Annotated in this window: 20 protein-coding genes, 3 tRNA genes and 1 riboswitch; of the genes, 16 read left to right on the top strand and 7 right to left on the bottom strand. The window is 63.1% G+C overall.

Annotated features, from left to right (window positions below):
* Positions 1–29: 29 nt before the first annotated feature.
* Entirely contained in the window at positions 30–446 is a 417-nt protein-coding gene (locus BUB39_RS24550) for a hypothetical protein (RefSeq protein ID WP_139251619.1), read from the bottom strand.
* Positions 447–1,075: 629 nt separating this feature from the next.
* Between BUB39_RS24550 and BUB39_RS24540 the strand changes: the two genes are divergently transcribed.
* A complete protein-coding gene (locus BUB39_RS24540) occupies positions 1,076–1,303 on the top strand; it encodes a hypothetical protein (protein WP_073058697.1) in 228 nt (75 codons plus the stop codon).
* Positions 1,304–1,975: 672 nt separating this feature from the next.
* On the opposite strand, the gene BUB39_RS24530 is transcribed toward BUB39_RS24540, so the two are convergent.
* Together BUB39_RS24530 and BUB39_RS24525 are read right to left on the bottom strand one after the other, a co-directional pair.
* Positions 1,976–2,677, bottom strand: a complete 702-nt coding sequence (locus tag BUB39_RS24530; protein WP_073058695.1) for a hypothetical protein — start codon at positions 2,675–2,677, stop codon at positions 1,976–1,978.
* Positions 2,678–3,952: 1,275 nt separating this feature from the next.
* Positions 3,953–4,026, bottom strand: a tRNA-Gln gene (locus tag BUB39_RS24525).
* A 439-nt stretch (positions 4,027–4,465) separates the two neighbouring features.
* Between BUB39_RS24525 and BUB39_RS24520 the strand changes: the two genes are divergently transcribed.
* The 8 genes from BUB39_RS24520 to BUB39_RS24480 all read left to right on the top strand — a co-directional run bounded on the left by BUB39_RS24520 (position 4,466) and on the right by BUB39_RS24480 (position 13,599).
* Positions 4,466–4,541: transfer RNA gene (locus BUB39_RS24520), tRNA-Asn, on the top strand.
* Between the two features lie 516 nt (positions 4,542–5,057).
* Positions 5,058–5,275: riboswitch (cobalamin riboswitch) on the top strand.
* 32 nt (positions 5,276–5,307) lie between these two features.
* A complete protein-coding gene (locus BUB39_RS24510; RefSeq protein ID WP_073058693.1) occupies positions 5,308–5,496 on the top strand; it encodes a CbtB domain-containing protein in 189 nt (62 codons plus the stop codon).
* Between the two features lie 10 nt (positions 5,497–5,506).
* Positions 5,507–6,256: a CbtA family protein gene (locus BUB39_RS24505; protein ID WP_073058692.1), complete on the top strand. Its 750-nt coding sequence runs from the start codon at positions 5,507–5,509 to the stop codon at positions 6,254–6,256.
* Positions 6,253–6,801, top strand: a complete 549-nt coding sequence (gene cobU, locus BUB39_RS24500; RefSeq protein ID WP_073058691.1) for a bifunctional adenosylcobinamide kinase/adenosylcobinamide-phosphate guanylyltransferase — start codon at positions 6,253–6,255, stop codon at positions 6,799–6,801. The genes BUB39_RS24505 and cobU overlap by 4 nt, the downstream gene beginning before the upstream one ends.
* Complete coding sequence (cobW, locus tag BUB39_RS24495; protein WP_073058690.1) at positions 6,798–7,811, top strand: cobalamin biosynthesis protein CobW; 1,014 nt, start codon at positions 6,798–6,800, stop codon at positions 7,809–7,811. The genes cobU and cobW overlap by 4 nt, the downstream gene beginning before the upstream one ends.
* A complete protein-coding gene (gene cobN, locus BUB39_RS24490; protein WP_342169732.1) occupies positions 7,771–11,499 on the top strand; it encodes a cobaltochelatase subunit CobN in 3,729 nt (1,242 codons plus the stop codon). Before cobW ends, cobN begins: the two co-directional genes overlap by 41 nt.
* Entirely contained in the window at positions 11,496–12,119 is a 624-nt protein-coding gene (gene cobO, locus BUB39_RS24485; RefSeq protein WP_073058689.1) for a cob(I)yrinic acid a,c-diamide adenosyltransferase, read from the top strand. Before cobN ends, cobO begins: the two co-directional genes overlap by 4 nt.
* Positions 12,120–12,141: 22 nt before the next feature.
* Entirely contained in the window at positions 12,142–13,599 is a 1,458-nt protein-coding gene (locus BUB39_RS24480; protein WP_073058688.1) for a cobyric acid synthase, read from the top strand.
* On the opposite strand, the gene cbiB is transcribed toward BUB39_RS24480, so the two are convergent.
* Positions 13,574–14,575, bottom strand: coding sequence for an adenosylcobinamide-phosphate synthase CbiB (cbiB, locus tag BUB39_RS24475; RefSeq protein WP_139251618.1), 1,002 nt, complete (start codon positions 14,573–14,575; stop codon positions 13,574–13,576). The genes BUB39_RS24480 and cbiB overlap by 26 nt on opposite strands.
* A 1,050-nt stretch (positions 14,576–15,625) precedes the next feature.
* On the opposite strand from cbiB, the gene BUB39_RS24470 reads away from it, so the two are divergent.
* The gene (locus tag BUB39_RS24470; RefSeq protein ID WP_139251617.1) at positions 15,626–16,564 is read left to right on the top strand and encodes a hypothetical protein; all 939 of its coding nucleotides are present in this window, start codon (positions 15,626–15,628) and stop codon (positions 16,562–16,564) included.
* A gap of 200 nt (positions 16,565–16,764) precedes the next feature.
* Here the strand turns inward: BUB39_RS24470 and fcl are convergent, their stop codons facing one another.
* The gene (gene fcl, locus BUB39_RS24465; RefSeq protein ID WP_073058740.1) at positions 16,765–17,709 is read right to left on the bottom strand and encodes a GDP-L-fucose synthase; all 945 of its coding nucleotides are present in this window, start codon (positions 17,707–17,709) and stop codon (positions 16,765–16,767) included.
* Between the two features lie 145 nt (positions 17,710–17,854).
* Positions 17,855–17,930 (bottom strand) — tRNA-Lys (locus BUB39_RS24460).
* A 144-nt stretch (positions 17,931–18,074) separates the two neighbouring features.
* On the opposite strand from BUB39_RS24460, the gene BUB39_RS24455 reads away from it, so the two are divergent.
* Positions 18,075–18,908 (top strand): DUF2927 domain-containing protein, encoded by an 834-nt coding sequence (locus BUB39_RS24455; protein ID WP_073058685.1) that lies wholly within the window; start codon positions 18,075–18,077, stop codon positions 18,906–18,908.
* Between the two features lie 194 nt (positions 18,909–19,102).
* Complete coding sequence (locus tag BUB39_RS24450; RefSeq protein ID WP_073058684.1) at positions 19,103–19,921, top strand: tyrosine-protein phosphatase; 819 nt, start codon at positions 19,103–19,105, stop codon at positions 19,919–19,921.
* Between the two features lie 92 nt (positions 19,922–20,013).
* Here the strand turns inward: BUB39_RS24450 and BUB39_RS25610 are convergent, their stop codons facing one another.
* Positions 20,014–20,190 carry a hypothetical protein gene (locus tag BUB39_RS25610; RefSeq protein WP_175561953.1) on the bottom strand — a complete coding sequence of 59 codons (177 nt, stop codon included), beginning with the start codon at positions 20,188–20,190 and terminating at the stop codon, positions 20,014–20,016.
* Here BUB39_RS25610 and BUB39_RS24445 point away from each other — a divergent pair.
* The 4 genes from BUB39_RS24445 to BUB39_RS24430 all read left to right on the top strand — a co-directional run.
* Positions 20,180–20,788: a polysaccharide biosynthesis/export family protein gene (locus tag BUB39_RS24445; protein ID WP_175561952.1), complete on the top strand. Its 609-nt coding sequence runs from the start codon at positions 20,180–20,182 to the stop codon at positions 20,786–20,788. The genes BUB39_RS25610 and BUB39_RS24445 overlap by 11 nt on opposite strands.
* 33 nt (positions 20,789–20,821) lie before the next feature.
* Positions 20,822–23,092, top strand: coding sequence for a GumC family protein (locus BUB39_RS24440; RefSeq protein ID WP_073058682.1), 2,271 nt, complete (start codon positions 20,822–20,824; stop codon positions 23,090–23,092).
* 373 nt (positions 23,093–23,465) lie between these two features.
* Complete coding sequence (locus BUB39_RS25345; RefSeq protein ID WP_139251615.1) at positions 23,466–23,810, top strand: J domain-containing protein; 345 nt, start codon at positions 23,466–23,468, stop codon at positions 23,808–23,810.
* 498 nt (positions 23,811–24,308) lie between these two features.
* The coding region (locus BUB39_RS24430; RefSeq protein WP_139251614.1) for a GDP-mannose 4,6-dehydratase at positions 24,309–24,563 on the top strand (255 nt) is incomplete at its 3' end.

Here is a 24,563-nt window from a genome sequence, read left to right as displayed (position 1 = left end):
CGTGATGTTCGAACATCACGGGCTTTTCTTTATGCAGCTGCCTTGTTGAGAAGGCGGGCAATATCGACGGCGACGCTCGGCGCGACCGGCTTGCTGGCCGTCGAGTTTCCGATCTTGAAGCCCGTCCCTGCGCGCGTGATGAGATAGTCATCATCAAGATCGAGCAGGCTAGGCAACTCGCCAGACATGACGGCGCGGATGCGCTCGGCGAAGACGCGGGCGACCTGAAGCGGATAGCGCGTCGTTTCGCTCTCGCCGACCGCGAACACGACTTCATCGCCCTCGCGCGCGATCAGCCAGCCGGGAAGGGTGTCCTCAAGCTCGCCACGCTCAATCGCCGCATTGATCAGATGCCCAATCACGTCGATCGACGTGATACCGCGAGCGGTGGCGAGGGCCTTGATCTGTAAGGCGCGTTCATCAGGAAGAAGCATTTGAGTCGGCATGGGAATCTCCGTGGACGGTGAAGGCATCATAGTACTATGACACTTACACGTCAACCGGGATAATGCTCGAACTATCGCCTAATGAGAGAAATGAGGGCCGGCATTTGGAACGAAAGCGCGTCCTTTCTGGTGGAACGAAAGCACGTCCTTTAGGAACGATTTCACGTCCTTTGAGAACGAAAGCACGTCCTTTGGGAACGAAAGCACGTCATCCATAGAAGTAAGAAAGGGAAGAGAAGGGAAGGGAGTTAGGAAGGAAGCAAGGAAAGCGCTCGCCAAGGCTCGCTGCTCGCCCTTCGGGCTCGCGCCGGCTTCCGGTTCTTCACCGGAGAAGGTGAGGAACAAGAGCAGGAGAGGCAACCCGTAGGTTCCTATCCTCCGGTTCTCGGCGAAACCGTCCTGTCCCCCAGAATAGCCTCTGAGAGACATCACCCCGTCCCGGTATCGGACACCGTGCCGCAAGCTCTCGATGGCACAGCTAAATCCACAGCCTTCCGGCACGCCCCGGAACCTTCCGCGAAATCTGCCGACATAAGGAAGTGCTTACTTATTGAAATCATTGTGGAATTCGTCTTGACGGGCGGTTTCTAGCCATGCGACTCTCGTCTTGTCACCAACCGGAGGCGCAAATGCGCGAACACTTTATCGCTGATGAAATCTACTGGAAGCTGATCGCCGAGCTTCAGAAGCTCGCCGGCAAGGTCGAGCGCGACCTGATCATTGAAACCCTCGGCGATCACGGCATCTGGCCTCGCAAGGTGCTCGACGACTCGTTCAGACTCGCTAGGAGGCCTGCCAGCGGCGTTTCTCTGGCCCGGTCGAACTATGCGGCTCGCGACGAGAACGGCCGTCAGTGAGCGCCCTGGGCGATTTGGGACAGTCTGCCCCAGGTGCGACCGCCAGCCGCACTCGCCTTCTCGGCATTTCCAACAAGCCGCTCGCTATAGGGCAAAATGGGGCAACCTGGCCCTCTGGAGACCGCTATAACCAAGCACGACACTATTGCCGAGACCGGCTCTTGGCTGACCCGCCTCGCACCCGTTAGCGCCCTTGCCCGTATGGGTCGCCTGCAGCGCGAGCTGCATATCGGGCGCGTCGGTCTTATGGCTGAAGGCGAGATTTTCAGCCTGAACGATCGCCTAATCCTCGCAATTAACGGGCGAGGCAAGGGGGCATCGCTCCAGAATGCGCGCCGGCGCCTGCGGCGCGCCGTCATCGCCGCGAGGGCTTTCGGGCTCGACTTATCCAAGCTGACCGACACGGCCGTCTGATGGAGCCGCTTCCGACCAACGTACCGCCGGCCATCGAGGAGATCCTTCAAGACTACCACGTAGGCGGCATTGACTGCGCCGAGCAGCGCGCCGGTTTAATCGGCTCGCTGAAATCGACGCCACAACGCAGGCGTTTATTCAAAAGCACCTGCTTTGGACGCAGCAGCCGGGAAATAACCCGGTCGAGTGGCTCTAGGGCCCGATCCTCACCGTCATAATCACAGGGCGCCCAGCGAGAGCTTGGGCGCCCTCAAACGCCTAGAAGGGAATGTCATCTTCTGACTCGATCTCGTCGTCCGACTGATGCTCTATCTGTTTCTGCTTGTCAGGCGATGGGAGCGATTGAGCATTTCGCTTAGCTTTCGCTAAGCGCTTAAAGATTGCGTCTAGCATTTTTTTCGTAGGGGCGAGCTTTTCAGCAACTTCACTAGTCGTGTCGGCAAGTTCGAGCGCCAAATCGAGCCAAGATTCCCACTTAGTGCGGCTAGTTGAGATCTCATAGTCAAGTTCAGAAAGTCGCTTAACTATCGCTTCTCGTTTTCGGATCGGAATGCCTTCAACTTTGTCGACTGCGCTCCTCATTTGCGTTAAATGAAACCGCAAAGTTTCTATAATATCGGCAGATATCGATAGTACTGGTCCGTGTCCGGAACGTCGCTGTTTGAACTTCTCCAAGCGAAACGTCAAAGAAAGCGTATCGACCCTGTTTCTAATAATGCCGTAAAGCTCTAATATACTCTTCGGCCCGCCATATTCGTTTCGAACATCGATTATTGACTCGATGTCAAACACCTCTGCCATGGCGAATATGTTGGAAACATAGATGTCCTCGCCATAAGTATCACTATCGCTGATCATACCGAGTGTTCGTTCCCGTGCTATCGCCTCGAACTCTAAAAAAGCTTCGAGAGGGTCCGGTGGTAGCAGGTCCAGTTCTTCATCCGTAAGTAATAAGGTCATTTCTTAGGCCCGTTTTGTTCCGGCAGATGGCTGACCAACTCCTAGAAAGATTTCTATCATCGCTAACGCTTTTCATGCATCCGATTCCCGCCATCGTACCAGCCGCCATCACCCCGTCCGTGTCGCCGCGCATCGGGCAGTTCAACTCATAGCCAAGATGGAGGCACTTCCTGCATAGTGACTCACAAGGCTTTCACGCCATACGAGCGCGCATACACATGATTCGAGCAAGTTTTTTGGCGCTTGTGATTGGAGACGTACGCTCTTCGCGCTTCAGCTGAAGCCGAGCCTGGCGAAGTTGTTGCGCCTTGCTGATATACGCGACGATAAGAGGGCGCCCGGCTACGGTTGGGCGCCATTTTCATGCGCCGTGTAGACGAGCATTTGCTATCGTGTAAATTGTGGCTGTTAGCCTAGCAGCGAGTGTCTCTTGTTTCATCCAGAATCGATAAATCACTGCGGTGCTCAATATTCTCTTGGTCACCTAAATCGGGCGCTTGCGGAATTTCGATGGAAGACAGCGGAGAAGGTGGAGGTTACATATAGCGTTCGGATTGATTATAGCACTCACTGCTATTCAGATGCTGGCTTACCAAGAGTCGCAGGAAGCTACATTGTCAATGACGGAAGCTCGGATAGGATTTTTTGTCCGAGTCGTCACGAATATTCGCTTCATCTTCCGCAAATCGTGGATGGGCTATTTGCCAAGCCTACTACATCGGTAGCGTTAGCAACCACGGGTAATTGGTTCGTTTACAGATTGACGATGGCTCCTGCGTTGCCGCAGGGCGAGATCTATTATGTGTTCTTTCGCATGCATCCGTCACCAGTGGGAACATGGAAGGACGGCGCGATCAATTTGGATCTTTATGTTGAGAGTGCTTACAGCAGGGCGAACCCTGTTGCGTCCGCGGCTAGGATGCCTTTCGGCAAGGCAGTCGAGCGACGGATGGCAGACTTGAGTCTATGAAAAGAGTTGGGCGGCCGAAGCCGCCCATAAGCATTCTCCCCAATCCAAACCTTTCGGCCCACAGCCATAAGCAAGTGACCAGTTTCCTGGCGGGTCAGCGCGCTCGGTAAAAGCCTTAGGGGATCAGTCACTGACGATTCAGAAGCTAGGTAGTGTCCGAGTGTTTGTCAACATCAGGATCGACTGGGCGATCGGGCAACACCAAGCGCGCCCGGCAGCATTCCGTGTATAGCAGCTACACACCTGCTATACATAACTCTCCCCGGAAGGGCTAGAAATGGCGAATTTCTGCGGTTTTCAAAAGGTGGCTGGGGAACCTGGATTCGAACCAAGACTAGCGGAGTCAGAGTCCGCTGTTCTACCATTAAACTATTCCCCAATCGCGTCAGCCAGTTACGGCCGTATCCTGAAGCGCTGCAAGCGTTGCGCGACTGGATTGCGTTCGGCGGCAGTTACGTACAGCGCCGCGCTGGCAGCGTCAACACTCAATCCGAGGCATTGCCGGGCTGTGGATGACAGGGGCATGACGACACTCGGCGGTGTTCTATGGCGATGTGGGCCTGACTGACGAACGGATCTACTGGGCTCCGGCGGAGCAAGCCCGCGTGTCTCCCAACGCGCTGTCGATTGCGTGGGATTTCGGCCCGAGGCCGCTCTATCGCTCCCTGAAAGGCGGACGTATGAGCCAGTGATTGCCGACCCATTGAGCCGCAATCGGTGGCCATGCCTGTGGACGGCTTGTGACATTCGCAATTTTAAGGCTTTGCAAGCCGATCCAGCCTTTGCTATAGCGACGCCCGCGGCACAAGACGTGCTGTTCCGCGATAGCTCAGTTGGTAGAGCAGGTGACTGTTAATCACCGGGTCGCTGGTTCGAGTCCAGCTCGCGGAGCCAGATTCTTCAAGGGGTTGAGCCGGCAAGGTTCAGCCCCTTGATCATTTGGGGGCGACGTGACCGCCGCCAGGTCACTCCAGATTCGGTCGAGGCGAGGGCAGGCCCTGCTGCACTGCGGGGCAACGGCTCACGTCGCACTCCCGCCGCGTCGCGCTTGCGGCCGGCCATCGCGATCCGCTAACAATAGTCAAAACCTGTGAAGAGCGAGCCCCGCCACGCCCCATGCCTTCTATTCGGTTCGGCAAAAAGTCCATCAGTCTGCCAAAGAGCCGCATTCTGCGTGTGGGGATTGGCGGCGCATTTATAGCGGGTGGAGTCTTCTCGTTTCTGCCGGTGCTGGGCATCTGGATGCTGCCGGTCGGGCTGATCGTTCTTTCGCATGATTTTCCGCGCATCCGCCGATTCCGTCGCAAATGGGATGTGCGTATCGCGCGCCGCTGGGCGCGTTTTCGCGGCCGTGCCGTGACGCCGGCGGAATAGCCGTTTGACGCCTTGCGTGGCGGGGCGATCGGCACTAGCGTCTTTCATTGCACTGGTTCCCCCGATGGGTCTGAGACCTTGGGGGATGAAATGGGAATCTGGTGGCGAGCGACCCTGACGGGGCTCGGAAACCGGAGCTGCCCCCGCAACTGTGAGCGGTGAGCGACCTCGTACGAAGCCACTGGGAAACCGGGAAGGCGTCGAGGGAGCTGTGACCCGCAAGCCAGGAGACCAGCCAGGGCATGGAACTCGAACCGGCCGTCGGTGGGACGGCCAAGGAGACGACATGAACGCTTCGACTGCCTCTTCCCCGTCCATTTCCAGCCGTCCGCTGGCTGCCACCCGAATCGCCGCTGGCCTCGCTGCGCTGGCTTTCGGGCTCGTGGTCTTTCTCGCGACCGGCTTTGCCGCGCCGAGCCAGATCCACAACGCGACGCACGACACGCGTCACGCCTTCGGCTTGCCCTGCCACTGACGGGTTCATCATGTTGAAATCAATTGTGTTGAGCGCCTTCGGCGCTGGATTGCTCGTGGGCGTCATTCTGACCGGCGTGCAATTTCTCACGACCGAGCCGCTGATCCTGCACGGCGAAACCTACGAGCAGGCGGCGGAGGCCCCGGCGCCGGCTCCGGAGACCGCGCCGGTTCCGGCCATGTCGACGATGGCGGGACATGATCATGGCGCCGCCGCCGCCGGCGAGGCGCATCATCATGATGAGGGCGCCTGGCAGCCCGCCGATGGCTTCGAGCGTTCGGCCTATACGCTTCTGGCCAATCTCCTCATGGGGGTTGCCGTTTCCGCCATCCTGCTCGGTGTCATGACGCTGAAGGGTGATCCGATCGATGCACGGCGCGGCGTGTTGTGGGGCCTAGGCGGCTTCTTCGCAGCAAGCCTTCTGCCTGCGCTCGGTCTTGCGCCGGAATTGCCGGGAACGGCCGCGGCCGAGATAGGCTCGCGCCAGCTCTGGTGGCTCGGCACGGCTGGTGCCTCGGCCATCGCGCTGGCCCTCGTGGTCTTTGCGCGCTTCTATCTTCTCAAGCTGCTCGGCGTCATGATCGCCATCGTGCCGCATGTCATCGGCGCGCCGCCGCCACCGACGCTGGAGGCAGCCTATCCGGCAGCGCTTGGGGCAGAGTTCGTCGTTGCCTCGCTGGTGGCGAGCGCGCTGCTCTGGTCGCTGGCGGGGCTCTCTTCGGCCTGGCTCTACCAGCGCCTCTCGCGCCCGGCCGGATGAGCATCGCGCTGCCGCAGCGGACGGCGCTGGTGATCGGCGCCGCCCGTTCCGGCAAGAGCCGGTTTGCCGAGCGCATGGCGCTCGGTACGGGGCTCGTGCCCATCTATGTGGCGACGGCCGAAGCGCGTGATGACGAGATGGCCGCGCGGATCGCGAGCCATCGACGGATGCGCGCCGACGCTGGCTGGACGACGATCGAGGAGCCGCGCGATCTCGTTCCGGCGCTGGGCTCCGTTGTATCCTCGGACGCCGTGGTGCTGGTGGACTGCCTGACGCTCTGGCTCTCCAATCTCATCGAGGCGGAGCGCGACGTCGAAGCGGAGGGGCGGGCGCTTGCTGCGTTCCTCGCGAAGGCCGAGGGGCCGGTCGTTCTCGTCAGCAATGAGGTCGGTGCGGGCATCGTGCCGATCAATGCCCTGGCGCGGCGCTTCGCCGATGCACAGGGGCGTCTCAACCAGACGGTCGCCGCCGTGGCAACCCAAGTCATCCTCGTCGCAGCCGGCCAGCCGCTGCGCCTCAAACCCGCTCCGGAGTTCCAGCTTTGACGGACCGCATCCCAGCCACGATCGTCACCGGCTTTCTCGGCGCCGGCAAGACGACGCTGATCCGCAATCTCATCGCCCGCTCGAACGGCCGCCGAATCGCGCTCATCGTCAATGAGTTCGGCGACATGGGTTTTGATGGCGGCCTTTTGTCGGATTGCGGCGATGATGACTGCAAGCCGGATACGGTCGTTGAACTCACCAATGGTTGCATCTGCTGCACGGTTGCCGACGATTTCCTGCCGACGATGGAGATGCTGCTCGCCCGTGATCCTGCGCCGGAGCATATCGTCATCGAGACGTCGGGCCTCGCGCTGCCGCAGCCGCTGGTGCGCGCCTTCACCTGGCCGTCGGTGCGCCACCGCGTCACCATCGACGGCGTCGTGACGGTGGTCGACGCCGCTGCTGTCGCCGAGGGTCGCTTCGCCCATGATGAAGAGGCCGTGACGGCGCAGCGTATCGCCGACCCCTCAGTCGATCATGAAGATCCGATCGAAGAACTGTTCGAGGATCAACTTTCCTGCGCCGATCTCATCGTGCTCTCCAAGGCCGACCTGATCGATTCGGCCGCGCTTGCCGAGGTCGAAGCCGTGGTCAGGCGCGAGGCTCGACCCGCGGCGCGCAGCGTTCGTGCCGAGAGGGGGGTGTTGCCGGCCGAGGTGCTGCTCGGAATTGGCGCCGCTGCCGAGAACGATGCGTTCGCGCGCAAGAGCCATCATGATCTCGAGGGCGAAGAACACGATCACGACGATTTCGACAGCTTCACGGTGCGGGCGCCGGTCGCTGCCTCGATCGAGGCGCTCGGAGCCAGCGTTGCCCGGGCCATGGCCATACCCGGCGTTCTACGCATCAAGGGCCGGGCCGGCGTGACCGGCAAGCCGCTGCCCGCCGTCGTTCAAGCCGTCGGCCCGCGTGTCGAGACCTATTTTGCCGCCGGCGGCGAAGCGGGTCGGCTGGTCGTGATCGGCGAGCGTGGCCTCGACCGCGCCGCCATCGAAGCGGCGCTGGGCTGAGGCGATGCATCTCGTCGCCGGGGAAACGGAGCGGATCGACGATGGCAGTTCGGCCGTCGACCTCGACCAGACGCCTGGCGAAATCGTGTTCATCTCGGCGGCCGATTCGGAACTGGCCGCCTTCGCGGCTGCGGCCGGGCGGATCGGCGAGGGGCCCAGCCTTCGCCTCGCCAATCTGATGCGGCTCGGCCATCCCTATTCGGTCGATCTCTATCTGGAGAAGACGCTCTCCCAGGCCAAGCTGGTGGTGCTGCGGCTTATCGGCAGCGCCGGCTACTGGCCGTATGGACTGGAAGCGCTGCGAGCCCTCTCGCGCGGCGGCGGGCCGCGGCTCATCGTTGTTCCGGGCGGCGACGAGCGTTGGGATCCGGCGCTGGAGGCCTATTGCACCGTTCCGCTTGAAGATTGCCGGCAGTTCTGGCGGGCAGCGGTCGCGGGCGGCCCCGGCAATATCGATCGCGCGCTGCAGCTCGCCCGTCATCTCGTCGGCTTTGGCGTACGGCCGGGCGAGGCTGAACCGCTGCCCGTCGCGGGGCTGCATCATGATGGCGCGGATGGCAGGCCGCTGGCCCTGATCGTGTTCTACCGCGCGCTGATCGAAGGCGGTTCGACCGGACCGGTGGACGCGCTGATCGAGGCGCTGGACGCGGAGGGGATTTCCGCGCGCGCCGCCTTCGTCAGCAGCCCGAAAAATCCCGAGGCTGCTGACTATCTCAGGCGACTCGCCGAGGAGCTCCCGCCCGATATCGTCATCAATGGCACCGCCTTCGCCCTTTCGAAGCCCGGCCGGCGCACGGAGCCGACGGTGCTCGATCGGCCGGGACGGCCGGTGCTGCAGATCGTCTTTGCCGGGACGACCCGTGATGCCTGGGCGCAGTCGGCGCGGGGTCTTGGGCCGCGCGACATGATCATGAACGTCGTGCTGCCCGAGGTGGACGGGCGCATCCTGACGCGGCCGGTGTCGTTCAAGGAGGAACTGCCGCGCGATGGCGTCACCGACAGCCGGATCGTCGCCTATCACGCCGATCGCGAGCGTATCGCCTTCGTGGCAGCGCAGGCGTCGCGCTGGGTGCACCTCGGCCGCAAGTCGGCTTCCGAGCGGCGTGTCGCGATCATCCTCTCCAATTATCCGGGCCGCGACGGACGCATCGGCAATGGCGTTGGCCTCGATACGCCCGAAAGCACGGTTCGCATCGCGGCGGCGATGCGCGCGGCAGGCTATGGTCTGGCTGGTTTCCCGGAGACCGGCAGCGCCTTGATGGCGGCTCTGGAACAGGCTCAGGCGGGCGCCGCCGGCACCGAGCAGATCGCAATTTCGCTGACGGACTACCGCGCCTTTCATGACGCGCTGCCGGAGGCGCTTCGCGAGGAGCTCGCCGCGCGCTGGGGCGCGCCGGAGCAGGATCCGACCTTTGTCGATGGGGCTTTCCGACTTGCGATCTGCCGCTTCGGCAACATCGTGGTCGGTGTGCAGCCGGCGCGGGGCTATGGCGTCGATCCGAAGGCGACCTATCACGATCCGGCGCTGCCGCCGCCACACCACTACCTTGCCTTTTACGCCTGGCTTCGGCGCGTGTTCGTTGCCGACGCTGTGGTCGAAGTGGGCAAGCATGGCAATCTCGAATGGCTGCCGGGCAAGGCGATCGGCCTTTCGGCGGCGTGCTGGCCGGAGGCCGCGCTGGGGCCGCTGCCGCTCATCTATCCGTTCATCGTCAACGATCCCGGCGAGGGCGCGCAGGCGAAGCGCCGCAGCGCCGCGGTGATCGTCGATCATCTCATGCCGGCGATCACGCGCGCCGAGGCGCATGGCCCATTCGCCGAACTCGAAACGCTGATCGACGAATATCATCTGGCGCTCGGCGCCGACCCCCGCCGCCGCGATGATCTCGAGCGCGAGATTCTCGATCGCGCCGCGCGGTACGGCATCGACCGCGATCTAGAGATCGGCGCAGGCGATCCCGCCAAGGCGCTCAGGGCAATCGATGCCCATCTTTGCGACATCAAGGAACTGCAGATCCGCGACGGCCTGCATGTGTTCGGCGAGAGTCCGGCGGGTCAAGCGCTGGCCAGCACGATGGCGGCGATCGCCCGCATTCCCCGTTCGGGCGGACGCCCGGCCGATGCCTCGCTCATCCGCGCCATCGCCGCGGATCTCGACCTCAGTGATTTCGACCCGCTGGCGCCCGATCATGCTGCCTTCTGGAGCGGTCCACGTCCTCAGGCTTTGGCGGCGGTCACAGATGCAGTCTGGCGCAGCGCCGGTGACACGGCGGAGCGCATCGAGTTGCTGGCGCTACAGCTTGCGCGCGAGGCGCTCGCGGCCCATCCGCAGCGCGAAGGTGATGAGGCCCCGCGCTTCGGCCCGGCGACCGAAGCGGTGCTGGATTGGATGGTCGACGACCTGGCCCCGGCCCTCGGCAATTCGGGCGCCAGCGAGATGTCCGCGGTCTTGACGGCGCTCGACGGACGGTTCGTGTCGCCAGGGCCGGCGGGGGCGCCCTCGCGCGGTCGCCCGGATGCGCTGCCGACGGGACGAAACTTCTTCTCGGTCGATACGCGCGCCGTGCCGACCGAGGCCGCCTGGCGGATCGGGCGCCGTTCGGCCGAAGCGCTGGTGATGCGCTATATGCAGGACGAGGGCGCATGGCCGCGGGCCATCGCGCTGACCGTCTGGGGCACGGCGAACATGCGCACCGGCGGCGACGACATCGCGCAGGTGCTGGCGCTGATCGGTGCCGAACCGGTGTGGGAAGCGGGCACCGGACGCGTCACCGGCTTTCGCGTGCTGACGCTTGCCGAGCTGAAGCGGCCGCGCGTCGATGTCACGCTGCGTATCTCCGGCATGTTCCGAGATGCTTTTCCCGAGCAGATCGATCTGATCGATTCGGCGATCCGCGCAGTGGCGGAACGGGACGAGCCCGACGACGCCAACCCGATCGCGGCCGCAAGGCGGCGGGAGGGCGATGCGCTGCGCATCTTCGGCAGCCGGCCGGGGGCCTATGGCTCCGGGCTGCAGGCGATGATGGACCATGACATCTGGACCGACAGCGCCGACCTCGCGGAGGCGTTTCTTGGCGCAAGCGGCTACGCCTATGGCGGCGGCGCGGAGGGCAGGGCGGCGAGTTCTGAGCTTCGTACCCGTCTCGGCGCCGTCGATGCTGTCCTGCACAATCAGGATAACCGCGAGCACGACATCCTCGACAGCGACGAATATCACCAGTTCCAGGGTGGACTGGCACTGGCGGCCGAACAGATTTCCGGGAACGCGCCTCGCCTTTATCATGGCGATCATTCGACGCCCGAAAATCCGGTCATCCGGCCGCTTTCGGAAGAGATCGGCCGGGTCGTCCGGGCGCGTGCCACCAATCCGAAATGGATCGACGGCGCGATGCGCCATGGCTATCGCGGCGCCTTCGAGATCGCGGCCACCGTCGATCTTTTGTTCGGCTTCGCCGCGACCACGCACGCGGTCGGCGATCATCATTTCGATGCGCTCTACAATGCCTATCTCGCCGATGAGCGGGTGGCGGACTTCATCGCCGATGCCAATCCGGCGGCGCTGGCCGGGATGGCGGCGCGCTTCGAGGACGCGATCGCGCGCGGCCTCTGGTCGCCGCTGCGCAATAGCACGCGCGCCCGCCTCGCCGCGCTCTCGGCACGGCCCGCGCTTTTGGAGACGACAGCATGACGGACGAACCCGCCGCCCCTGATATCGATGCCCGCCACGCCGAGAAGATGAAGAAGAAGAAGGCCGTGCGCGACAAGATCCTTGCGACCAAGACGGTCGAAAAGGGGCTGATCATCATTCACACCGGCAAGGGCAAGGGAAAATCGACGGCCGCTTTCGGGATGGTCTTCCGCTCCCTCGGACACGGCTTCCCGGTCGCCGTCGTGCAGTTCGTCAAGGGCGCCTGGGAGACGGGCGAGCGGTTCGCGCTCGAGCGTTTCGGCGATCTGGTCTCAATCAACACGCTTGGTGAAGGCTTCACCTGGGAGACGCAGGATCGCCAGCGCGACATCGCCGCTGCGCGGCATGCCTGGGAAACCGCCAAGGACCTGATCCGCGGCGGCGCGCATCACATCGTGCTGCTCGACGAACTCAACATCGTGCTCCGCTACGACTATCTGCCGGTCCAGGAAGTGATCGACTTTCTCACCACCGAGAAGCCCACCTATGTGCATGTGGTCATCACGGGGCGCAATGCGCCGGACGCCCTGATCGAGATCGCCGACCTCGTCACCGAAATGGAGATGATCAAGCATCCCTTCCGCTCTGGCGTGAAGGCGCAGAAGGGCATCGAGTTTTGAGGCGCGGAAGCCGTCAGAAGCCATGACCCGCGCCGTCATGTTCCAGGGCACTGGGTCGAATGTCGGCAAGTCGACGATCGTCGCCGGCCTCGCGCGCCTGCTGGCGCGGCGCGGGATGACGGTCGCGCCGTTCAAGCCGCAGAACATGTCCAACAACGCCGCGGTGACGGCGGATGGCGGCGAGATCGGCCGGGCGCAGGCGCTGCAGGCTCGCGCGGCCGGGCTTCCGGCCAGCGTGCATATGAACCCGGTGCTGCTCAAGCCCGAGAGCGAGATTGGCGCGCAGGTGATCGTGCAGGGCCGGCGCCTTGGCACGATGCGGGCGCGCGAATATGGCAGCCGGAAGGCCGAGCTGCTGCCCTTCGTCCTCGACAGCTATGAACGTCTCGCGCGAGACGCCGACATCGTCCTCGTCGAAGGCGCCGGCAGTCCGGCCGAGATCAACCTGCGCGCTGGCGACATCGCCAATATGGGCTTTGCCGAGGCAGCGGGATTGCCGGTGATTCTCATCGGCGACATCGATCGCGGCGGTGTCATTGCCAGCCTTGTCGGGACGCGCGCCGTGCTGCCGCGCGCCGATCGTGACCGTATCGCCGGCTACCTCATCAATCGGATGCGCGGCGACGCGACGCTGTTCGATGCCGGGCTGACGGCGATCACGGCCGCGACGGGTTGGCCAGGGCTCGGCGTCGTGCCGTGGTTCGCGGAGGCTGGGAGGCTGCCTGCGGAGGACATCCTCGACCTTGGCCGTTCGCGCCCGGACGGCAAGGGCTGCGTCATCGCCGTGCTGCTGCTGCCGCGCATTGCCAATTTCGACGACCTCGATCCGCTGGCGCAGGAGCCGGGCGTCGAACTCGTGCTGGTCAAGCCGGGCGAGGCGATCCCCGTTGCAGACCTCATCATTCTCCCCGGTTCGAAATCGACGATCGCCGATCTCGCCTTCCTGCGCACTGAGGGCTGGGACGTCGATATCCTCGCCCACCACCGCCGAGGCGGCCGGGTCATCGGTCTCTGTGGCGGCTATCAGATGCTCGGCCGCAGCATTGCCGATCCTGAGGGCATCGAAAGCGGAACGCGGATCGCAGAGGGGCTCGGCCTGCTCGCGGTTGATACCGTGCTCGGCGATGACAAGACGACAACCGCCTTTGCCGGGCATGAGGCGGGGTCCGACCTCGCCGTCAGCGGCTATGAGATCCATCTCGGCCACAGTGATGGCGAGGATCGCCGAAGACCCTGGCTGATCGGGCCGGACGGCGGCGAGGGCGCCATATCGCCTGATGGACGCGTTCGTGGCTCCTATGTGCACGGCCTCTTCTCGGCCGATGCCTTTCGCCGCGATTTCCTCAGCTCCATCGGGGCGGCGCCGTCAAAACTCGACTATGAGGCCGAGGTGGACGCGGTGCTCGACCGGCTCGCCGATCATCTCGAGACGCATCTCGACATCGGGGCCATTCTCACGATCGCAGCCACAGCGCGATGATGACGGTGAGCGTCGCGCCGAGGATCGTCGCGACCTTCAGGACTTTCAGGGCTCGGGTGATGTCCGCCGGTTCGGCATCGGTTCGTCCGGCTGGATTGAGGAAGGGATCCTCGACGACCTCAGCGCCATAACGGCGGGGACCCGCCAGCGCCAGATCGAGAGCGCCGGCCATGGCCGCCTCCGGCCAGCCGGCATTCGGTGAACGGTGCTTGCGGGCGTTGTCGAGCATGACGACGAAGGCGGTGCCGATCGAGGCGCCGACGAACGGCGCCGCCATCACGATGAGAAAGCCGGCAAGGCGGCTGGCCGGCAGGTTGACGACATCGTCCAGTCGGGCCGAGGCCCAGCCGAAGGCACGGTGACGCTCACTGCGATGGCCGATCATCGAGTCGGCCGTGTTGATCATCTTGTAGGCGAAGAGGCCGGGCAGGCCGAGAAGCGCGAACCACAGCGCGGGCGCGACGAAGCCATCGGAGAAGTTCTCGGCTGTCGATTCGATGGCGGCCCGCGAGATGCCGGCGCGGTCGAGGCTGTTCGGGTCGCGGCCAACAATCATCGAGACGGCCGCGCGCGCCGAAGCGAGGGTGCCTTCGGCAAAGGCGTCGCGGACGCGAGCGACGTGATCATAGAGGCTGCGGCTCGCCAGGAAGATCGATGCGATGACCGGTATGGCAATGAAACCATAGGTCCAGCGCGCCAGCATGGCCTCGATCAAGACGCCGGCGCCCGCGGCAATCGCGACGAGCACCATGATGGCGATGACGCCCGCGATGCGGCGTAGCGCCTCCGCGCGTTGGTCGCCCGCTGCCGGCGGCGCAGCATTGAAGGATCGGTCGATCCAGCCGATGAGGCCACCAAACCAGGCAACCGGATGCGGCGCCCGCCGCCACAGCCAGTCGGGATCACCGACAAGGCCATCGATGAGAATGGCGGCCAGGAGCAGCCACAGCCGCCATTCGAAACTGGATTCGGTCACGATACCCCTAACTGCAGGCTCAAACCCGGGCAGCGATCAGCGGCAGGGCAGGCAGCAATCATTCGATACAAATCCACCATCCAACTTGACCATCCATCCCGGTAAACTCTCGACAGTTGATCGGGTCGGGGGGCGGCCGGCAACCGTATTTGGAGCGTTCGATGGGCGACGTACGGCCATTTGATCCTGCCGTCAGTCAGTTTCCGCTGCCGATGAGCGCAAGGCGCGCCCAATTTGAAGCGCGCAATGCGCGTCGGCAGCGCTTGAGCCTGCCCAAAGGGCACCCTTACCGCCGTGTGCCAGCCTGGATGCCTTATGGCGTCGCAAAAATCCTGTCCAGGGTTATCGGCTAGAAGGTCCAAGCCTTCGTTCGCGGTCACGGCGCAGCGTTTTCCAGTCGACTTCTATCGGCGATTCGGGCTTCCGGCTTGGTCGATGGCGACGTTCGGGAAAGAGTGCGACCCAGCCGACAGCCGATCGCGCGACTGCCTCTGGCGCGAAACGCCGCACAATTCGTGTTTTGCGGCCGATGCCCGTTGCGCAACGCTTCCAGCATTGCGATAGGTTTCGCAGGCAGGTCGGGTTCAAGTGAGGGCACAAGGCAAAGGGCGTGCGATGACGGACGCCACTGCTGTTCCCTATGGCCGCGGAGACGCACCTGAAGTGTCGAAATTGAGAGCCTCCGAAGCACATCTTCTGGAGCTGCGGAAGATCCACTCGATGCTCCATTCTGCGATGGATGCGCTGATCAAGGATCTGAACGCGAACGAGGCGGCCCGGCTTCTGATTCTGTTGGATGACCGGCTTACATCCCTGATCAATGCAGCTGACGTAGAGCGCGATCAGGAGGCAGGTCCCCGCGGCGTTCCTGAGATGCCGGCGCCTGCCGCTGAGAAGAAAGTCCCGCCGGCGACGAAGAGCAGTTTCGACACGGACGTCGCAGAAAAGGCGCCGAGGGCCGATCGACCGTCGCCGCCATGGCGTCAGCCGCCCGCTTCGGCCCCCGCCCCGGCGCCAGTTCCAGTTTCGGTCGAGCCATCGGCGCCGCCGATGGCTGCAGGACAGAAAGAGGAATCCCTCGTCGTTTCGAGTGAGCCGATCCTGGCTGTGCCACCCGTGGCTGAGGCTGCGGAGACGATCAAGGCGCCGATACCGTCCTTCGAGGACATGATCGCGTCTGCGGCGAAGGCCAGTCTAGCCGCGCCGCAGCCTTCGCAACCCGAACCCGTCCCGGCGATCGAGGCTCCATCGGTTTCTCCGGCAGAGTTCTCAAAATCGTCCGAAGCGCCGAAATCCGAGGACGAGCGGCCCGTGGAAGCCGCTCCTGACATAGAGCGGGTCGCGGCCGACGAGCACACTGCCGAACCAGGCGATGACGAGCCGGAATGGATCGAGGAGGATTTCGAGGACGGCGCCGATCTGCGGGAGGACCGGGACGTCGCGGAGCCGAAACAGGGTTTGGCCGGACGATTCCTGTGGCGGTTCCGCCTGCCAGGGCTTGGACGCCGGCAGGCTGCTGCGGCCAATGAGGTCGAGCCATCCGACGATGCGAATGAGCCTGTTAAGGCATTTTCGGACGATGAGGGCGAAACGGTCGAAGAAGCGCCTGTGCTGCCGCCAGAGACTGCGCCAGTCACCGCTGCCGATCCCAAGATCCGCCGCCTTCATGCCGCAGCCGACCAGCTTTCATCGGGGCGGCTGCTTGAAGAAGCCGCGCAGCGCACGGGCAACCGGATCGAATTGCGCAAGGTCGATCTCGGTCTGGATCTTGTGGTCAAGGGATTGCCGAAGCCGCTCGGTACGGTCCGGATCGCCGAGTCGGACGGGCACGTGCTCTATCAGCCGGGCTTCGGCCTCGACCTTCCCAACCGCGAACCCAATCGCGTCGATCTCGAGATCTGGATGAAGGCCATGGGCGACGTTGTCGTGCGCGTGCTCGAGGATATCGATCGGCGGCGCAAGGGCAGCGACGGTGGTGACGCCTCCTGAGGCGGAGACCGTCGTCCGGGCAGTCTTTGCCGCGTGACCGGGGACGAGCAGCGGCGGCGGATCAAGCGATCGCCGCCTCGTCCTCTGACTGAGAAGCTCGACCGTTACACCAAGGCCGGGCTTCGGATTTGCCAGACCAGCGCGCCACTGACGGCGATACGCTCAGGCGACGACCGGACGTCCGCCTGAACGGTGCGCCCTCAGGTGCGGATCGGGTTTTCGAGGAACCAGTGATAGGCCTTGGAGAGGCCGTCCTCGAACGAGGTCGTCGCATGCCAGCCGAGCTCGTTGATGCGCTCGACATCCATGCGCTTCAGCATCGTGCCGTCCGGCTTGGTCCTGTCCCACTCGATCTCGCCCTTGAAGGCGGTGACGCGGCGGACCGTGTCGGCGAGTTCGGCGATGGTGATGTCGGAGCCAGTGCCGACATTGAGATGCTCGTAGCCGGAGTAATTCTGCAGCAGGAAGACGCAGGCGTCGGCGAGATCGTCGACATAGAGGAATTCACGCCGCGGCGTGCCGGTGCCCCAACAGGTGACCGAGGCGTCGCCGCGCTGCTCGGCCTCATGAAAGCGGCGGAGCAGGGCAGGGATGACGTGGCTCTTCTGCGGGTCGAAATAGTCGTTCGGCCCGTAGAGGTTCGACGGCATCGCCGAGATGTAGTCGACGCCGTGCTGTTTGCGGTAAGCTTGGCAAAGCTTGATGCCGGCGATCTTGGCGATCGCGTACCACTCGTTGGTCGATTCGAGCGGGCCGGTCAGCAGCGCGTCTTCGGGGATCGGCTGCGGCGAGACTTTCGGATAGATGCAGGACGAGCCGAGAAATAGCAGCTTGTCCGTCCCGACCGTGAAGGCGCCGTGAATGAGGTTCGCCTCGATCATGAGATTTTCGTAGAGAAAGTCGGCCGGATAAGTGTCGTTGGCGAGGATTCCGCCCACCTTGGCTGCAGCGACGACCACGACATCCGGCTTGGTGCGCTTCAGGAAGGCGGTGACCGCCGCGGGGTCGCGCAGATCGGCTTCCTCACGGGTCGCCGTCACGACCTCGACGCCGTCGCGCTCAAGCCGGCGGACGACGGCCGACCCGACCATCCCGCGATGCCCGGCGACATACACCCGCCGATTCGAGAGCGAAAACTCGGTCATCGACAGCAACCCTTCCTTGAATGAATGCTTTGGCGTGGACTTGTGCGACGCAGCATTGCCCGAAAGGGCCTTTCTGTCTAGCCGGCAGGATCGCGGCACGGTCGCCATGAGTGGCGACCGATTCCGGCGGACGTCGCGGAGGTCCTGGTGAGCCCGATGGGATTCGAACCCATGACCCCATGATTAAAAGTCACGTGCTCTACCGGCTGAGCTACGGGCTCGTCAGGGACCTGCGCGAAAGTGCGCGGAACCTAGTCGCCGCGCGGCGGTGGGTCAATAGCGCCAAGCATGGGCGCTCGGCGCCGCTGCTTGCGCCGACGAGAGGTGCCGCCGATAACAGGGATCTGTCGCGGAATTCAGATCGCATGTTGGCACATCACCTCACCTCGATTCCCGTATTTCTCCTGGCGCGCCTCCGGCAGTTCGGTCGGTCTTTCGTATTGCTCGCGCTCGCGCTCCTGCCAGCCACGGCCCTTGCCGGTCCAGCCGCCATCCGGCCCCCAGCCGACTACAGCACCGCCGAACTGACGCGCGGTTTCACGCTGACGGTGTTCGGGCGTGAGGGACCGAAATCGAGCGCGGAGGCGGGCCAGTATGTCAACAAATTCGTCGATCCCGTCGGCGTGCTGGTGCTCGACAGCAGCTCCGCTCCCTCGCGTGAAGGCGAGGTCCGTTCGTTTGTCGGGCTGCTGTCGCGGACGATTCCCAATTTGAAGATCGCGATGACGGATGATCCGAACAAGGCGAGAATCTTTCTGTTCCTCGTCGATCGGTCGAACTATCGCCGCGTAATCACCGACGCGCTGCCGAAGGGCGAGCAGGCCTCGTTCCTCAAAGGCAGCCGCTGCTCGACGATCATGTGGAACCGCACCACCGGCGTGCTCGACCGCGCCTATGTCTTCGTGTTGGCAGATCGGGGCGACAAGGCATTCGCAAGCTGCCTCGCCGAGGAACTGACTCAGGCACTCGGGCCGGCCAATGACAGTGATCAGCTGCCATATTCGCTTTATAACGACGACAATGACGTCGGGACGTTCGGATTGTTCGATTGGTACCTCCTTTCGGCTGTCTATGATCGCGACATTCTGGCGGGCATGACCCGAGAGGAAGCGATGACCCGGCTGCCCAAGGTCATCGATCGGCTGCGTCCGAAGGCTGCGGCCGTAGCGCCGCTCCTTGCAGCAGCACAGGGGCCTTGATGCCGATGCTGCATCGCGATATATATTGTGCGGCGCAATTCAGCCATAATTCCACTTGATTAGAAGCTTATATTCGTCGGTGCCTTCTCGGCAGAGTTCGGTTGCGTCGCGCCCGCGCCGATACCCGCCTTCAGGGTGGCCTCACGAGGAGCTTCGAGAATGGTTGCGCGCGCGTGATTGCAGGAGTTGGCTGTTTGATCGACCTACATTGTCATTTGCTGCCTGGGATCGATGACGGCGCTACTGACCTCGAAGTTTCGATCGCCATGGCGAGGGCGGCCGTTGCCGATGGCATCACGATGACAGCCTGCACGCCGCACATCATGCCAGGCGTCTACAATAACAACCGGACGATCATCGAAGAGCGTATGGCCATCCTCGCGGCGCGACTCGCCGACGAGGGTATCGATCTGAAGCTGGCGATCGGCGCCGACGTCCACATGGACGTCGAGCTGGTGTCGGGCCTCAAATCGGGACGCATCCCTTCTCTCAATGACTCACGTTATTTCCTGTTCGAGCCGCCGCATCACGTTCCGCCGCCGAGGCTCGAGGACAACATCTTTTCAATCATGTCGGCTGGCTATGTGCCCATCCTCACGCATCCGGAGCGTCTATCCTGGATCGAGACGCATTATGCGATGATGGAGCGGCTCGTGCGCATGGGCGTGATCGTGCAGATCACGGCAGGGTCAGTCACGGGCCGGTTCGGACGGCGCGTGCAGCGCTGGGCCGACAAGATGCTCGATGAGGGGCTGGTCCATGTTGTTTCAACGGACGCTCACAACCTGACCGGCCGGCCGCCCAACCTTTCTGAAGCGCGCGATGAGATCGCGGAGCGCCTCGGCGAGGCCGAAAGTGTCCACATGACACTGACGCGCCCTCAGGTGATCATCGACAATCTGCCGCCCGAGAGAATGCCGGCGCTACACGCCGTCCAGCATGCCGCCAGAAGCGGCGCCCCGAAGAGTTTTCTGGCTCGTCTAGGTCTTGGTTGGCATAGTCGGACGTCGTAGAATTGTCTGGCCGTATGGTGCAGTGCGGGATCATCCCGCATTGCGTCATGAGGCGCGACTGATATAGTGAATCTCAGCAGCGCGGCCAACCTTCAGCTTTGCGCGACAGGAGTTTCAGTGACCGTCCGGATTTCCATAGCGGTTGTTTTGTTCGTTGCTCTGTTGGGTGGCTGTTCATCGGTTTCTTCGCCGTCGAACGAGGCGCTCGCGAACAAGTATTCCGGCGGCTCTTCGGGTGCGATGGCGGCCGGGTCTCCGATGGTCAGCAATGGTCAGCTGCCGGCGCCAAACTACAATGCGGCGCCGACGGCGGCGCAGTACCGGCTCGGTCCTCTCGACACGCTCAACATCGTGGTGTTCCAGGTGCCCGACCTCTCCGGCGCGTTCCAGGTCGGCTCCGACGGGTCGCTGGCCCTGCCGCTGATCGGCTCCGTGCGGGCCGCCGGTCGGACGGTGCAGGATGTGCAGAAGGAAATCACGGCCAAGCTGGCCGCTTCCTACCTCCAGCAGCCGCAGGTCACCGTCCAAGTGACGGGGTTCAACAGCCAGAAGGTCACGGTGGACGGCTCGGTCGCGAAGCCTGGCAGTTTCCCGGTCGCCTCGGGCAGCGCCACCTTGCTTGAATATATCGCTTTGGCCGGCGGGATGCCTCGGCAGGCCGATCCAAACAATGTTGTGATCTTCCGCCAGATCGACGGCAAGCGGATGGCGGCACGATTCAATGTCGCTCAAATCCGCAAGGGCCAGGCGGCGGACCCTGTTGTCTATGGCGGCGACACGATCGTTGTTCCGGTTTCGGGCGTACGCTCGGCGTGGACGGATTTCCTGTCGGCGATTCCCGCGGCTTCGTTCGCGGCAGCGCTTTAGCTACTACTTGGGACTGATTCTCGGGAGAATTTGATGAGCGCGGACCCAAGGTCGGACAAGGCGGTGACGACGTGGAGCGCTTCCTCGGCGCCGGCTAACGCTTCGACGGCTTTGTCGCGCAATGTCTACGGGCCTGCGCCGGTCGACACGCATGCCGACAAGTTCCAACTGGACATCGTCCGGCTGTTCCGGATGGTGATGAAGCACCGGCTGATCATCGGCGGCATTGTTTGCGCCTGCCTGGTGATCGGCATCATCGCGACCCTGACGGCGACCCCGCTCTATATGTCGGATGTGACGATCGAGACGTCGTCCGACACCGTCAACGTGATGAGCGACAAGTCGCTCGATGCTCAGCAGCCAACCAACGACCAAGCCGAGATCGCGACTTATGTCGAGTTGATCAGCAGCCGATCGCTGGCTGAGCGCGTCGTCGATGATCTGAAACTGGCTGACGATCCGAGCTTCGTGGCTCCGGTCAATCGCTCGCTTGTCGCGCGAGCCAAGGCACTCATTTTCGGTTCCCCCGCCGAGCAGCCGCGGTCGCTCGAGTCCCGAAAGAAGACTGCAATTGCCACGGTCATCAGGAACACCTCGGCGAAGGTCGTCAAGTTATCTCGGCTCCTGACCATCACCTATAGCGATTCCGACCCGCGCCGGGCGCAGCGCATCGCCGATGCTCTCGCATCCGGCTTTATCAAGGCCAATCTCGACCGCCGCTTCGACGCGACGACCTATGCGCGCCTGTTCCTGGAGGATCAGCTGCAGCAGGTGAAGCTGAAGCTCGAGGATTCTGAGCGCAAGGTCGTTGCTTATGCGGACCGCGAAAAGCTGGTGACGCTCGACGACCAGAAAACAATTCTTTCTCAGAAGCTCGCCGATCTCAACACGGCCCTAGGAAAAGCGTCTGTTGACCGCGCCAATGCAGAGCAGCTGTGGCTGCAGGTCAAGGATGTGAAGGACTATTCCGACATCCCCAATACGTCGAGTGGATCCCAGGCGCCCTCGATCATCGATCAGCTTCGGGCATCGCGTTCGCAGCTGGTTGCCGATTACGAATCGAAGCAACTGACCTTCAAGCCGGGCTTCCCGGTCATGGTCGCGCTGAAGGCCCGCATTGACGACACCGATCAGCAGATCGCGGAGGAAGTCGACAAGATCAAGAACACGATTCGCTCGACCTATGAGCTCGCGGTTCAGCGCGAACAGGCGCTGGCCTCCGACCTCGATGCCACGCGCGCCGAGCTGATCGACACCCGTAACCGCAGCGTCGAATATACGATGCTCCAGCGCGAGGCGGACACCAACCGCACGCTCTATGATGGCTTGCTGCAGCGCTACAAGGAAATCAGCGTCATCGGCGGCAGTTCCGCGAACGGACTGTCCATTGTCGATACGGCCAGTCTTCCGGGCAGCCCATATTCGCCGCGCTTTGCTCTCAACTTGATGCTCGCCCTGATCGCTGGAATTGGTCTCGGTCTTGGCGCGGCATTGGGCATGGAGTACTTCGACAACACCATCAAGACGCCTGACCAGATGGAAGCTCTCTTGGGCATTCCGGTCCTTGGTGTCATTCCCATGCTGCCCGCCGATCAGTCGGTCCAGTCCGTGCTGGCCGATCCGCATTCAGCGCTCTCTGAAGCCTACCGAAGTGCGCGAACCGCGCTTCAGTTCTCGACCGATCGCGGTGTGCCCAGGAATTTCGTGGTGACCAGCGCGCGGCCCTCGGAAGGCAAGACGACGACCGTTATGACGCTGGCTCGAATGTTTGGCCAGATCGGCGTGAAGATCCTCGTCATCGACGCCGACTTGCGCAATCCGTCGCTGCACAAGGTCGCCGGCATCGAAAACAGCTTCGGTCTCAGCAACTATCTGTCGGGCGGCGCGGAGCCCGAGGCGATCATTCGCGAAAGCGGCGTCGAGAACGTGTCGCTGATGACTTCGGGACCGATTCCGCCCAACCCGGCCGAGCTCCTGTCCAGCCCCAAGATGCTGACCTTGCTGACCGAGTTCCGGGACACGTTCGACCTCATCATCGTCGACAGCGCGCCGGTCATGGGGCTTGCGGACGCGCTGCTGCTTTCGAGCGTCGCCGATGGCACGCTGATCGTCTGCTCGGCCGGCGACACGCCGGTGGAGACCGTCAAGGCCGCGACGAAGCGGCTTGCCATGACCAATAGCCAGATGCTCGGTGGCATCCTGACGAAGTTCAACGCCCAGAAGGCCGGCTACGGTTACGCCTATTACGGCTACGACTATTACGGGTACGGCAAGGACAACCTGCCCTCGCTGCCAGCGGCTTAGGTCGCAAGCGGGCGGGACTGAGGTCTGGCGGTCCAGGCACGCATCGGCTAGTTTCCGCTCGCAACCTGGAGTCAACCGGGTGCGAGGGTGGGAATCGAGAATGCGCCATTATCTGGGACCTCACGTTCGGCGCAGTCGAACGCCGACGACGCGGTCGTTGGCTTCTGGCGCAACGCAAGCTGCCGCTCCGGCGATCAAGCCGGACGATGCGCTGACGGTTGCCGTTCGGCTCTATCGGTCGCCTGGTCTCGTAAAGAGCGTTCGACGCTCGCCTTTACCGCCTGAGATCATCCGCGTGATCAGGATTGCGGCAGGCTGCCCGACATCCTGCGCCGATGCGGTTGCGAGGACGGGGCTCGACCAAGCAGCACTGATGCGAATCGCGACGCTATATTTGCTCGTCGTCCTGTTCGAACAGGAGACCGATCCGAGTCGGACGCTTGGTGTCCCCCCGGGAGCCCCGGCCGATCTGATCCAGGACCACAGAAAGTGGCTCTTGAAATGGCTGCATCCCGACCGGAATGCCAACTCGAATCTGGCAGCGCTGTCGGTTCGGGTGCTCGCAGCGTCTGCGGCCCTCTCTGGAGCCGGGCAGACGCTCCCCGTGCCTTCCATTCAAGCCGAGACGGTGGCAGCGCCCGTCACCGCTGATCATCCGGAGCAGCGGCGGAAGCACAAGTTTCGCCATGTCTGGGTGCCGCAGCGGGTGGAAGGCTAAGCTTCCGGCCGTTGCCGATCTTTTCGGATCAAGCCCGCCGATCCTGGCGCCGGCGCCGACCCTTCGAGGCGGACGCTCATATCCGCATCGGGGCATGGTTTTCCTGACCGCGACACCCGAGCAGCCGTCACGCCCGCAGACCGGCAGGCAAGCATGGCTGGGTGGGTAGGCACGCCGCCTGCTTGAGACGACGCTGTCGTCGGTCGAGATCTTCAACGCGTGCCATTCTTCAGTTTCGCCAATGCTCCTGCTGGTCAGGTCTTCAATGATTGCGGGGATAGCTCATCGCGGCGGTGGCGCGCTGGCGGTGCCGGTCGCGGCGGCGTATGAAAGCGGCTGAGCGGGTTCATGCGGGACATCGCGGGTTATGATGCGGCTGCACATTTATGTTGCACTGCCACATAAAACCTTCATAACTTCATGTGAAAGCGTATGGGCGTGCGGGCTCATCGGCACATCGAGTGACGGCTCAACTTTTACGGGGCGGCGACAGAGTTCATGGTTTCACATACGGGCAAGACGGCGCTGATCACCGGCGCGACGGGTCAGGACGGGGCGTATCTCTCGGAGCTTCTGCTCGAGAAGGGCTATGTCGTGCACGGCGTCAAGCGGCGGTCGTCGTCGTTCAACACGGGCCGGGTCGAGCATCTCTACCAGGATCCGCATGAGAGCCATCCGCGCTTCATCCTGCACTATGGCGACATGACGGATTCGACCAACCTGATCCGCATCGTCCAGCAGACGCAGCCGGAC

The sequence above is a fragment of the Kaistia soli DSM 19436 genome (assembly GCF_900129325.1).
GTDB lineage: Bacteria > Pseudomonadota > Alphaproteobacteria > Rhizobiales > Kaistiaceae > Kaistia > Kaistia soli.
This window is presented reverse-complemented; position numbering and strand designations above follow the sequence as displayed.

What these genes read in the sequence shown, in the direction of transcription:
- BUB39_RS24540 (WP_073058697.1), top strand. Translation starts at nt 1,076, where the DNA reads ATGCGCGAACACTTTATCGCTGATGAAATCTACTGGAAGCTGATCGCC.
- BUB39_RS24445 (WP_175561952.1), top strand. Translation starts at nt 20,180, where the DNA reads ATGGTCAGCAATGGTCAGCTGCCGGCGCCAAACTACAATGCGGCGCCG.
- cobO (WP_073058689.1), top strand. Translation starts at nt 11,496, where the DNA reads ATGACGGACGAACCCGCCGCCCCTGATATCGATGCCCGCCACGCCGAG.
- BUB39_RS24530 (WP_073058695.1), bottom strand. Translation starts at nt 2,677, where the DNA reads ATGACCTTATTACTTACGGATGAAGAACTGGACCTGCTACCACCGGAC.
- BUB39_RS24470 (WP_139251617.1), top strand. Translation starts at nt 15,626, where the DNA reads ATGGCTGCAGGACAGAAAGAGGAATCCCTCGTCGTTTCGAGTGAGCCG.
- BUB39_RS24440 (WP_073058682.1), top strand. Translation starts at nt 20,822, where the DNA reads ATGAGCGCGGACCCAAGGTCGGACAAGGCGGTGACGACGTGGAGCGCT.
- BUB39_RS24550 (WP_139251619.1), bottom strand. Translation starts at nt 446, where the DNA reads ATGCCGACTCAAATGCTTCTTCCTGATGAACGCGCCTTACAGATCAAG.
- BUB39_RS24510 (WP_073058693.1), top strand. Translation starts at nt 5,308, where the DNA reads ATGAACGCTTCGACTGCCTCTTCCCCGTCCATTTCCAGCCGTCCGCTG.
- fcl (WP_073058740.1), bottom strand. Translation starts at nt 17,709, where the DNA reads ATGACCGAGTTTTCGCTCTCGAATCGGCGGGTGTATGTCGCCGGGCAT.
- BUB39_RS25345 (WP_139251615.1), top strand. Translation starts at nt 23,466, where the DNA reads ATGCGAATCGCGACGCTATATTTGCTCGTCGTCCTGTTCGAACAGGAG.
- cobU (WP_073058691.1), top strand. Translation starts at nt 6,253, where the DNA reads ATGAGCATCGCGCTGCCGCAGCGGACGGCGCTGGTGATCGGCGCCGCC.
- BUB39_RS24480 (WP_073058688.1), top strand. Translation starts at nt 12,142, where the DNA reads ATGACCCGCGCCGTCATGTTCCAGGGCACTGGGTCGAATGTCGGCAAG.
- BUB39_RS24455 (WP_073058685.1), top strand. Translation starts at nt 18,075, where the DNA reads ATGTTGGCACATCACCTCACCTCGATTCCCGTATTTCTCCTGGCGCGC.
- BUB39_RS24505 (WP_073058692.1), top strand. Translation starts at nt 5,507, where the DNA reads ATGTTGAAATCAATTGTGTTGAGCGCCTTCGGCGCTGGATTGCTCGTG.